This is a genomic window from Paenibacillus phytorum, assembly GCF_013141715.1.
GTDB lineage: Bacteria > Bacillota > Bacilli > Paenibacillales > NBRC-103111 > Paenibacillus_E > Paenibacillus_E phytorum.
Genome location: NZ_WHOA01000154.1, coordinates 1 through 10,871 on the forward strand (window position 1 = coordinate 1; position 10,871 = coordinate 10,871).

The 10,871-nt window shown below is 38.5% G+C and carries 12 protein-coding genes and 2 pseudogenes; 11 read left to right on the plus strand and 3 right to left on the minus strand.

What is annotated here, in order from left to right:
• Positions 1 to 177: 177 nt before the first annotated feature.
• Positions 178 to 576 carry a hypothetical protein gene (locus GC098_RS23500; RefSeq protein WP_171645651.1) on the minus strand — a complete coding sequence of 133 codons (399 nt, stop codon included), beginning with the start codon at positions 574 to 576 and terminating at the stop codon, positions 178 to 180.
• A 14-nt stretch (positions 577 to 590) separates the two neighbouring features.
• Positions 591 to 749 (minus strand): annotated as a pseudogene (locus tag GC098_RS40240) (IS1595 family transposase); the annotation flags it as partial.
• A 138-nt stretch (positions 750 to 887) separates the two neighbouring features.
• Between GC098_RS40240 and GC098_RS23505 the strand changes: the two are divergent.
• Positions 888 to 1,697 carry a hypothetical protein gene (locus tag GC098_RS23505; protein WP_171645652.1) on the plus strand — a complete coding sequence of 270 codons (810 nt, stop codon included), beginning with the start codon at positions 888 to 890 and terminating at the stop codon, positions 1,695 to 1,697.
• Between the two features lie 641 nt (positions 1,698 to 2,338).
• Complete coding sequence (locus tag GC098_RS23510; RefSeq protein WP_171645653.1) at positions 2,339 to 3,085, plus strand: hypothetical protein; 747 nt, start codon at positions 2,339 to 2,341, stop codon at positions 3,083 to 3,085.
• 91 nt (positions 3,086 to 3,176) lie between these two features.
• Here GC098_RS23510 and GC098_RS23515 read toward each other — a convergent pair whose 3' ends face one another.
• Positions 3,177 to 3,452, minus strand: a complete 276-nt coding sequence (locus GC098_RS23515; RefSeq protein ID WP_171645654.1) for a hypothetical protein — start codon at positions 3,450 to 3,452, stop codon at positions 3,177 to 3,179.
• Between the two features lie 169 nt (positions 3,453 to 3,621).
• On the opposite strand from GC098_RS23515, the gene GC098_RS23520 reads away from it, so the two are divergent.
• The 9 genes and pseudogenes from GC098_RS23520 to GC098_RS23555 all read left to right on the plus strand — a co-directional run.
• A complete protein-coding gene (locus GC098_RS23520; protein ID WP_171645655.1) occupies positions 3,622 to 4,107 on the plus strand; it encodes a DinB family protein in 486 nt (161 codons plus the stop codon).
• Between the two features lie 150 nt (positions 4,108 to 4,257).
• A complete protein-coding gene (locus GC098_RS23525) occupies positions 4,258 to 4,722 on the plus strand; it encodes a hypothetical protein (RefSeq protein WP_171645656.1) in 465 nt (154 codons plus the stop codon).
• Positions 4,723 to 4,962: 240 nt separating this feature from the next.
• Positions 4,963 to 5,547 carry an imidazoleglycerol-phosphate dehydratase HisB gene (gene hisB / locus GC098_RS23530; protein ID WP_312880300.1) on the plus strand — a complete coding sequence of 195 codons (585 nt, stop codon included), beginning with the start codon at positions 4,963 to 4,965 and terminating at the stop codon, positions 5,545 to 5,547.
• A 257-nt stretch (positions 5,548 to 5,804) separates the two neighbouring features.
• Positions 5,805 to 6,215 carry a hypothetical protein gene (locus GC098_RS23535; protein ID WP_171645658.1) on the plus strand — a complete coding sequence of 137 codons (411 nt, stop codon included), beginning with the start codon at positions 5,805 to 5,807 and terminating at the stop codon, positions 6,213 to 6,215.
• Between the two features lie 194 nt (positions 6,216 to 6,409).
• A complete protein-coding gene (locus tag GC098_RS23540; RefSeq protein ID WP_171645659.1) occupies positions 6,410 to 6,934 on the plus strand; it encodes a VanZ family protein in 525 nt (174 codons plus the stop codon).
• A 562-nt stretch (positions 6,935 to 7,496) separates the two neighbouring features.
• Positions 7,497 to 8,696: a cytochrome P450 gene (locus GC098_RS23545; RefSeq protein WP_376773935.1), complete on the plus strand. Its 1,200-nt coding sequence runs from the start codon at positions 7,497 to 7,499 to the stop codon at positions 8,694 to 8,696.
• Positions 8,697 to 9,158: 462 nt separating this feature from the next.
• The gene (locus tag GC098_RS41700) at positions 9,159 to 9,308 is read left to right on the plus strand and encodes a DUF6199 family natural product biosynthesis protein (RefSeq protein WP_376773936.1); all 150 of its coding nucleotides are present in this window, start codon (positions 9,159 to 9,161) and stop codon (positions 9,306 to 9,308) included.
• Positions 9,309 to 9,939: 631 nt separating this feature from the next.
• The gene (locus GC098_RS23550; RefSeq protein ID WP_171645661.1) at positions 9,940 to 10,383 is read left to right on the plus strand and encodes an SMI1/KNR4 family protein; all 444 of its coding nucleotides are present in this window, start codon (positions 9,940 to 9,942) and stop codon (positions 10,381 to 10,383) included.
• A 250-nt stretch (positions 10,384 to 10,633) separates the two neighbouring features.
• Positions 10,634 to 10,871 (plus strand): annotated as a pseudogene (locus GC098_RS23555) (hypothetical protein); the annotation flags it as partial.

The window sequence follows — 10,871 nt, forward strand, 5'->3', positions numbered from 1 at the left end:
GACGATAGTTAAACCATAAAAGGTTCTACATATTAGTTATGTACAATATGTAGAACCCTTTATTTTATCTGGCTTTCATAAAATTTGGCTATGTTAAATTATATTGTTGATTTTGACACATTTAAAATGTCTCCTGTTCTGGGAGGTATAATTTTAGGGATTTGTTCCCCAAAAATACTATTTAATAGAAGGGCTTGCAAGTACATCAAGAAAATTTTCTAAATCTGTTTGTGCGAATTGATAAGACCAATTTATTTCTAGATTTTTGCCCCAACGGTGAATCGAAACCTCTTGGTTCGTTTTCAAATATATCTTGATTTCAGACATTGGTGCCTTTCTTTCAGATGGAAGATTCTCTTCTTTTTCAAAATGCTTTACACTGTTAAGCCATTTTAGAATATTTTGTGTTTCTTCCTGTGTTGCTTCTCTCCCATCTACCCCATGACCCCAAACCTTAATAATCGAAACATTTTCCTCCGATATAGGAAGAACGGACAGTTCCTTAGGTATATTATCTGCTTTTTTACAACTAATCAAAATCACGAGCAGTATTAAAATAGGTATTATTTTCTTCAATCATATTCTCCCTTTCAATTTGGGATAACTCTAAGTGAGTTATTTGTTACTTTCGTCTGGAAAAGATACGCTGTTACGAGTATGTTCTTTTTATTTGCTTTGGTATTTTCGTATTCCTTGCTATCTAAAAAACGGAACCAAGCCAAATAATGTTGCAGATACTTCGTTGCAACGCTGATTAATTTAGAATGGCAGCGGCGTTAAGCTAACGGGCAGGATAGTTGCAACAATTTTCCGTTAATCACTCAAAAAAGATTGACAACATAGTTGTGATTTGAGATGATAGCGTAATTTCTATAGGTAAATTTGAGGTGATTACATTGATGGAGTCCATTCAATCCGCTGCTCAACGAATCAATTTAGCTGTGCGTGATATTGTTTTAAAACATATTAACTCCTCTTTTAGAGGGTTGATAGTACAGGGGTCGGCTATTAAAGGTGGTGTTATTCCTGGTAGTAGTGACATCGATTACGTGCTTTACGTGGATGATACGGGACTTAATGAATTTGGAACGATAGCTGCTGAAACCTGTATTAATCTTCATAAAGCATTAAGTGACATTGACGTCTATCCGTTCCGTTATATTCAATTCAGCGTTATTTCTTCAAAGACTAATAAATTTCTACCACCGATTCCTGGTAGTTATCTGCTATTGGCTGGGCAATTGTTGGAGCTCGAGGCCACAAACGATCAAATTTTCCATGATGCTGTAGCCTCACTGGACATACTGAAACCAGAAGTCGCGTTTAATCCGCATCAATTATTGGACCATGGGGAAGATAGGATTGAACGTTGCGCGAGGTTAATGTGCACGGTCGTATGGCCTGTGGTCTTTCAGTTTCTGACTGTAATTCATCGAGATGGAATTCGTATATGGAATTTAAAAAAACATGAGGCGGTCTCTCTGCTCGCCAATGAACCCGGAGTAGGGAGCATGGCGGAATCCTTTCTTCGATCGGTGGAATCTTACTATCCGCAGGAACAATCGCCGGAAAAGGCATTGCGTCTAATTGAAGACGGGTTCGCAATTTTAAATTCTGTTAAAAGCATCTGGATGGTTCATCGTACAAGGCTGTTGTCTCGTGACAACCTAATAAATGAGAAGCATATATTGTATTGAGTAATAATCCGGGCAATATAAATTATTAAACCAGCTAAGATTAAACTAAAGCAGAACGATAGTACAATAGAAAACAGGGAGCAGCTCGTCGCAGCAGCTCCCTGTTTTCATTCAAGTAACGGGCAGATTTCTTCAACAGTTGGGCAGGAGAGTTCAATCACTCCGCGAATATTTCAAGTAATGAGAATATGAGAATTTCGTAAATTAAACGTTATCGGAAACCCAACAACCCTGCACTGGATAAGTCTTCGACCCGACACTAACGCGTCTTGGCCAATGAGTGTTCGTGAATACCGAGAATGTTAGCAGAAACCTTTCCCGAAGAAACCCAATGATTTTATTGCTGATGTAGGTCAACTATTGAGAAGATTCCTTACGATAATCAGGCTAAAGACTTTTTTAAAATTGCTCCTTACAACTGAGCAATCAATCATTCGTTATTATACGCCGACTGGTGATGCGAAAATGACGAAAAACGTTTTAAGACGAGGCAGATCAAATAAAGAATACATTGCAAGTAGTTAAAATAAAATAAAATAAATATAAGGAGTTGTATCTCTTTGCCACCTCAACGATGAAGTTATCCCTTTATTACTATTAGTTTTACAAGTTTACAAAATTGGAGTGATAGAGATATAGCCTTGAAAATCTTAACTATAATAAACAATGCTGGTTCTGACTTCATTCCACAATATTTTGGTAAATATGAACCAGTTAAAATGAAATATGATATTAATAACCTTGATGGAGTTATTGAGTTATTTTTAAATGAGAGTGAAAATAAGGAGAGGCGTAACGCCTCTCCTCCCCATGAAGAGGGCAGGCTTTTACTAGAAAAAAAACGTGGTCACAAAGTTTCCTCCACGATTTCTTGGAAAAAAAATAATTACGCAGATTTTAACTATCTTTCTTTTAGTATGGGTGTAGACTGGATGCAAGATTCATCAAACTTCAATCGTTTTTTCGAGCTAAGTAAACAGCTAATAACGACCTTAGATTTGGTTCAAGGTAATATTCAAAATCAATCTATCCCTTATAAATCAGATCCACGGGATCTAAAACTGATTCACCCAAGATTACACTGGATGAATTTCTTCGGGCCACCCTATATAGAATTGTTTGGCAAAGAGAAATTACTGAGTTGTCCGTGTTTCAAAATGATAGAAATTAGTGATCAAGTTATCGCGCTTCAGCTTACGGAAGACCTGTTTGAACCTATACCAGAAGAATTAAAAACAGCTGTAAAGCTTCACTTGGGCGTAGATGCCTTTCTTGAGGAAGGGCTTACTCTTCGTCATTATAAAGACAAAACCACTTTGGTTCCTGATTTTGACTTTTCACAGGTATTGTTTGATAGTACCAAACCCATTGAGAATCGAACTATGTAGGCTATACCCAACTGTTATTCATTCAACTAACGCAGAACGATAGCACCAACACTGGTAAGTAATACAAAAAACTACCCGAAGGTAGTTAACTCTACAATTTCTTAAAGTTAAGAACAAGTCCACCAGTGCCTTCTAGACTCACAACCCATTTTAATGCGTTGCCTGATCCTATTTTTGCACTCACAGATACTTGAAGATTGTTTAATTCAAAGTTGGTAAACTTGGCTGCGATTTTTTCAACGATTTCTTGAGTAAAGGGAACAAGTTCTTCATTGGTGTCGTCTTCTGTTAAGTCGTCGAGTGTATTAAAGGATTTTTCAACAGTTTCTTTTTTGACTGGAATATAGAGCTGGATGTCATCTGGCATAATATCATCATCTCCCTATAATTAATAGGAAAATTATACCATTATGTAGTTTTGAAGTCAGTAATTTAATGTAATTCTTGCATGAACGGAGCCTAAACTAACGAGGAATGTTAGCTCAACATGAACATTAACAGGCCGCCGCATATCATTAAGAAGGAGTGTGGAAAGTATGTTTCATGTAAAAGATATTTTATCCGATCAGTTATTAGCAAATGCTAATGACCCTAGTTGGTACCTACCATTTTCAGATGCAGTTGAAAATTTGTCAGAGGAAGTAGCGTTTTGGAAACCTAGTGAAGATAGTAATAGTATCGCTGAAATTGTGCAGCATTTACTTTATTGGAATGAAACTTGGCAAACCAGGTACCAAAAATCTCATGTCAATGCTGTGCCTTCCATAGGAAATAATAATAAAAGTTTTATAATCCCGAAAGATCAAAAATTCACTGACTTAAAAGAACGATTATTAGAGGTGCTTTTACAATGGCAAGATCTACTTACTGAAGAAAAAGTCGAAAGTGATGTAAATGGTTTCCCAGAGACTGCCAAGTGGTGGGAGATACTCGGAAATGTGTCAACTCATAATGCATATCACATTGGTCAAATCTGTTATATTCGGAAGCTACAAAAGAGCTGGAAAGTAGGTACAAACTAAGAAAAATTACCTAGAATAAATAGTGAAGAAGCTTGCAACGCGGCAGCTCCTCTTTTGTTCATTCAAGTAACGGGCAGCATAGTTCAATTGAGAGAAGGAAAATATTTTCTTTAGAATGGGGAATATTACCTTCAAGTGGAGGTTGAATTATTGTTGAAAACATTAGATCGCATGTTATTCCTTGTGGCAGTATTTAGTCTCCTTTTTGCTCAAACAGTTGGGGCATCAGATGGAGCAGAAGTGTTGGATATTAAAAAAGGTGAGATAATCCTCACAATAAAAAACTCTAATTCGTTGCAGAACCAGGTTAAAGAATGGTTGTCCTCTGTGAATGGTACCGTAGGTTCCTTAAAAATCGAACCAAGCGAGGGCATAGCTATTAAGATCCCTCTTATGCCACCTTACAAAGTTAATTACGATTGGATTACTGGAACAGTTACTGAAGTAGTGATGTTTATTAGTCCGTCCAAAACTTATTTCCCAACTCTACTAGTATTTACGAAAGAAGAAGGTCTTGTTGCTGTTCATGTTAAAAACCACAGTTTAAAGACTTTTTTAAAGAAAAACAAATTATTCAATCCAGAATTGAATCTAGCCGAACCTCCATTACGCTAACGGATAATCTTAGATTCTTAAAGACATTGCAAACAAAGCAGGCGCCGCGGCGACCTGCTTTGTTCATTGAGGTAACGGGCAGCAGTTAGCGTGGCTGACCGACTTACATAACTTTACATTAAAACTTTATTACGTTAATATATTAGAGAAGTAAAGTGGTAAAGGATGTGGTCTTAATCGAATTCATTCGGCTAGCAATACCAAAAGGCAATACCTCAGTTAAGAAGGGAGTTTGTTATGGTGCGAGAGGCATTAATTAACAGAAAAACAAAAGAAACAGAAATTAAACTGGAGCTTAATCTCGATGAATACAGTGAAGGCAACATCAACACGGGAATTGGATTCTTTAACCATATGCTCACGCTTTTTGCTTTTAGGGCAGGAATAAAACTAAATGTGGATTGCAAAGGTGATTTAGAGATAGATGGGCATCACACGGTTGAGGACATTGGAATATGCTTGGGGCAAGCAATCAAAAAGGCTATAGGGGATAAAAAAGGCATAAACCGTTATGGTAGTTCGCGTATACCTATGGATGAGAGCTTAGCATTAGTGGATTTGAGTATATCTAATCGCTCTTTTTTAGTGTTTAACGTGGAAATGCCGTCAACACGAGCAGGCGAGTTTGAAACCGAATTAACCGAAGAGTTTTTTCTCGCTGTAGCGCATAATAGCGGGATAACCATGCACATCAATTTGGAATATGGCAGAAATACACACCATATAAATGAGGCAATTTTCGTGGCATTCGGCGATGCGTTGAAGAAAGCAATTAGGATAATAGGCGATGTTATTCCGTCTACGAAGGGTACGTTATCATTATGAAAAAAATATGTATAGACGCTTACGTGTAAAAAATTATGGGGGAGGAATTTGTTTCATTGGACATCTGACGATTACGCTAACGGATAACTATAGTTCAATCACGACATGACGGCAGCTGACACACGATTGGCTGCCTTTGTCTGTTGAAGTAATGGGAGATTAATACAAGAAATGTTTATTTTAATTCATTTCATAATATACCAAATTTTGTTATAATGTAATTAAACATTTTCACTTAAATCTTTTGGAGGAAAATCATGAAGAAGCTTATTACAAATACAGCAGTTTGTGCTGTAATATTTGTCGCAATCGCTCCAAATGCTACAGCATCTCTAGTAGATCAGGTTAAAACAAATGCCTATTATGGAAAACAAATAAATCAAGATATTGAGTTTTCCGGGAATGGAAATGGCGGTTTTAAATATGATAACAGAACCGAACATGAAAGAACCCTCACTTATTTTAAAAACGAAGGTAATAACAGAGTTACATATAGATTAACTGACCCAAAAGGGTACGAATGGCAGTCAGGTACATTAGATCCTGGGATGTCGTACGTAAGCGAATACACATGGGAAGCAAATCAATCAGGAGTATGGGTTTATGACTCAATAAGCAGTGATGGTGGTACAGGCAAGGTATCCATTTCAGTGAAATTTGGAACTTAACGAAGACTTTTAAACTAACGGCGAAACGATAGTTGAATGACCAGGGAGCAGATCATGCCGCGGCAGCTGCTCCCTTTTCCATTGAAGTTACGGGCAGATTTGCGCAACTTCCGTATCAAAGACTGCGTCTATATTAAGAGCTAAAAACTTACAGTATATGGATTTATTCTAAATGGAGGGTGTATTGATCATTAATGAAAATCTTTGATAAACATTTTAAAGTAATGAAAGTTGCTCTCATAATGGTTTTTCTGGTTTATTTGCTAGTGCTTTGTAAAGTTGTACTATTCAAATTCTCATCTCCCCTGACCGTTATTGATTCTATTCTCAATTTAAATTTGGATGATGATTTTAAAAGGCACGTTAAATTGAATAGTAACTTTTTGCCTTTTAAAACAATATTAAGCTATGTTTTTTATGAATCAAATAAAAATATTGTCATCAGGAACGTACTAGGTAATCTCGTGCTCTTTTTACCGTTCGGTTTCTTATTGCCTATGTTTGTCGGGAGGAAGTTAAATTACGTTAGAATTATAATTCTTTCTTTTTTTATGAGTTTAGTGCTTGAACTAGTCCAATTGTTTGCGCGAGTTGGTAGCTTCGATATTGATGATTTATTATTAAATACAATTGGAGCAACTTTTGGCGTTATTACTCAAAAAATAATAATCAAAATAATAAAAACAAGAACAAACTTAACCAGCCATAGATTAAACTAACGAGGAACGTTAGTTGAACTTCATTCTAGCTGTGTTTACGAAAACCGGATTCCCTTGTAAAGGATCCGGTTTTTTCATGCAACGAATTTCTTAGTGTACGATTTTTTCCGTTTCGTGGGTGACCGCATTTTTGACTTGTTTAACTAGATCTCGATTTAGACGGGCTTTATATGATTCAAGGGCCTGTTGGATTGTTATATTTTTTAACATTTTTTTCTCGCATCGGGGTCCTGTAAATAAAACGTCTCATTGAAAAACAATTCGCGCATGATCTTTTCAGCAACCTCAACAGCTAGTTTTTCACATTGTAGTAAATGAAGACAAATGCTGTAACAGTCGGTTTCAAATGTTCGTAGAATGCTTACCCTTTTGAAAAAGTCCATCGTCGTTTTAAGGAATAATTAATCATAGAACATATACTATATCTTCATAAGTTACGATAAATTGTACATTATCATTTGGAATTTATATAATTAACCTGTAAAGGGAAGGGAATTCTATCTAACATCAACATCAGCATAAATACCGGATACAAGTGTAGGAATTTCAACCAAAGGAGGAAATGATTATGAAAGGATCCAAGTTTGCCAATATGCTGCGGATGACCGAACTGGAAACACCTGAGAGCCGCCTGGACCCGTTCGGCGTATTGAGCCAGTTGAGACGTGAAAGCCCGGTACGGTTTGATGAGAATCGCAACTGCTGGGATGTGTTTCCGTATGAAGACGTGCATCGCATTCTCAAGGATCCCAAGATGTTCTCCTCCGCCCGGGGAGCAGCCGCCAACCAAAACCTCCTGTTCATGGATCCGCCCAAGCATCACCAATTGCGCGACTTGGTCAATAAAGCATTTACACCAAGAGCGATCCAGGAGCTTGCCCCGCGGATTCGGGATATCGCCGAAGACTTGCTGTCACAAGCAGGCGCCGAAATGGACGTTGTCCACGACTTTGCTGCACCGCTTCCCGTCATCGTTATTTCGGAATTGCTCGGTGTGCCTTCATCTGACAGGCATCATTTCAAACAGTGGTCTGATGTGCTCGTGGAAAGTGCGGAAGACCTGAGTGACGAAGCATTCGAACAGATCATGCAGAAGAGGATGAAGACGGTCGGGGAGCTGACGGACTATTTTCAGGGGATTCTGAAGGAGCGAGCAAGCGAACCGAAAGACGATCTCGTCTCCGCACTGATGCAAGCTGAAATCGAAGGAGAGAAGCTGAGCGAACAGGAGATCGTCAATTTCTGCATTCTGCTTCTCGCAGCCGGTAATGAAACGACGACAAATTTGATTACAAACAGTTTTCGCATCCTGACGGAGCAGCCACAGCTACAGGTAGAGTTGGCCCAAGATCCCGGTGTCATTCCGACCTTCATCGAAGAGGTGCTGCGCTATTATCCACCTATTGTCTCCATTGGCCGCGTGGCCTCGGAGGATGTGCAAATCGGTGGCAGCCTGATCCGTAAGGGCGATCAGGTAATCACTTGGGTTGGCGCGGCAAACAGGGATGAATCCAAATTCACGGACCCAGACGCGTTTCATAAGCTGCGCAAGCCGAATCCGCACATGTCATTCGGTTTCGGCATCCACTTCTGTCTAGGGGCGCCTTTAGCCCGCCTGGAGGGACACATTGCGATCGAGACGCTGCTTCAATTTTGCCATGATATCAAGCTAGTGCCAGGTCGGGAGATCGTACCGATTCAGAGCTCGTTTGTATTCGGATTGAAAAATTATCCGGTCACCTTCGAGAGCCTCACGAAATGATTGGGAGATAAATGTATTCGGAGTAGCCTTGTTCAACTCACCGAAGAACGATAGCTCAAAGGTCGTACAAAACAGTAGCTTTTGTGAGATGTGCAGCTGCAGTAGTATTTGTAATCAGAATGAAACAAGCAGTTTACACTACGTTAATGAACCAAGCCTATAATAAAACTCAACCCCCTTTAAAATATATAAAATTAAGATCCACAGTCTGATGCTGTGGATTTCTTTCTGTTTGCCGCTCTATCGCTACGCTAACGGGCAGTTTAGTGAATTAAGACTCTTTTAATGGACATCCAATATAAGGTAATATTAAGGGAAGATCGAATCTTAATTAGGTCTTCTGTTGGGCAGGTAACATAGTTAAAAATAATATTTGATTGTTTGTATTTTGCGGGGAATGGTGATTGAAAATGATTGTTTTCGGCATATTATTTATTTTTATTGGAATTTCAATGATGCTAAATCCAAAATTTTTTTTGGGAATTAAATGATCAATGGAAGTCTAAAGATGGAACAGAACCTTCAGATCTTTATATTTTGAATAAAAGAATTGGAGGAATAATCTGTACTGTTGTAGGGGTTATATTTTTATTGATAAAAATTTTATCTTAACTAAGAAATAAAATCGTTAAATTAATCCATTAAACTAACGGAAACAATAGTTCAATGAAGCAGCGACTGTCTAGTACTTTATTTACTCGTCCTTGAATATCGCTGTTTCAATATCTAGGGTCAGTCTAATACTTATTTTATGGATTCAGACGGTTTGGCAATTCGAAAAGCCGCTTGTAATAAAGACACCTAGTCCTACACTTTATATACTGCTGCTGACAACTGAATGGAAGTACTTGGGTATAGGAAGCATCACTTTAAAATGAATTCATGTCCACCGGAAACCGCCACATTAAAAGCACAATGGAACAGGAGAACGACGTTCCTGTTCCATTGTGCTTTCTTGCTTTGCAACCATAGGTACCCGGCGGGGTGGAAGGGTCAAAAGAGAAGAGAATAACAGGATGACATGTGTCCCTGTTATTCTCGCTAAAATCCGATTCAACACCAACTGCAGTCCAAGCAAGTTGCCGAGTTGAAAAATTATCTGAATAAACCTATTTTATTTACAAGACAGCAAGATTGAAATATTCATATAATTGGACGACTGGTAACAATTGTAGAAAATCCGAAGCGTAGTCGTATGTATAAGACGAATGGATGAAAGAGGTGCTTATAAGTGCAGTTTCAAATGGATAATACATTTGCTCCTATATCTTTAGAAAATATTCAAGAAGTAGAGAAGAGATATGCTTTTAAACTTCCAAATGATTACAAGGATTTTTTATTGAAGTACAATGGTGGGAATCCAAGCCCTAATGTGATGTTCACAACAAAGAATGGAATTTTAACGAGTTATCTTATTTCCGTTCTCCCTTTATTCGACTGGGAAGTGCCCAGTTTAGTTAGTAATTTTCTATTCTTCAATAAAGAAAGGAAACTTCTAGCCAATATCATTACAATTGGACATGATCCTCTTAGAAATCTAGTGTGTATTTCTGTAGCAGGTAATGACAGTGGATTTGTTTACTACTGGGATTTCATGAATGATGATTGTGATAAACCAAGCTACAATCATTTAGTCCTAATAACAGAGAGTTTCTCTAAGTTTATTGAAGGACTACGAACTGACTAAGCACTTTTCCACCTTACGACTGACCTGCGTGAGGTAGTTTTTTTGTCCTAGTTGTATCGCTAACAAAGCAAATAACTATGATTTTTTTGATAATGACGCATTACGCTAACGAGGAACGATAGCTTCATCTCGTCAGGCTGCCGTCACTGATGGCAGCCTGTTGAAGTAATAGGCAGATTCAGCAAAGTCCAATCGGGTGGGGGAGCGGCCGCATATCCTTTAGGAAAAATAACGAAAGGATGATATGACTATGAGCAGAAACATTTCCGGCTGCCCGCTGCCAAAGCCGATCACTCTGACGGATCGACTCGCTCCGTTTGTTGGCAAGATCGTTACAGTCGTTACGCCCGGTTTAATCCGGACAACAGGGGTGTTATCAAACAACTCAGCGAGCGGTTTCACAGTGGGGGCCTTGCGGGTGCCGTTTGCAACATCGTTCTATATCTTGCTGCCTGTGCGGGGGAGGCCACTCCTGCCGTTCAATGTGA

What these genes read in the sequence shown, in the direction of transcription:
- GC098_RS23515 (WP_171645654.1), bottom strand. Translation starts at nt 3,452, where the DNA reads ATGCCAGATGACATCCAGCTCTATATTCCAGTCAAAAAAGAAACTGTT.
- GC098_RS23520 (WP_171645655.1), top strand. Translation starts at nt 3,622, where the DNA reads ATGTTTCATGTAAAAGATATTTTATCCGATCAGTTATTAGCAAATGCT.
- GC098_RS23535 (WP_171645658.1), top strand. Translation starts at nt 5,805, where the DNA reads ATGAAGAAGCTTATTACAAATACAGCAGTTTGTGCTGTAATATTTGTC.
- GC098_RS23540 (WP_171645659.1), top strand. Translation starts at nt 6,410, where the DNA reads ATGAAAATCTTTGATAAACATTTTAAAGTAATGAAAGTTGCTCTCATA.
- GC098_RS23545 (WP_376773935.1), top strand. Translation starts at nt 7,497, where the DNA reads ATGATTATGAAAGGATCCAAGTTTGCCAATATGCTGCGGATGACCGAA.
- GC098_RS23550 (WP_171645661.1), top strand. Translation starts at nt 9,940, where the DNA reads ATGGATAATACATTTGCTCCTATATCTTTAGAAAATATTCAAGAAGTA.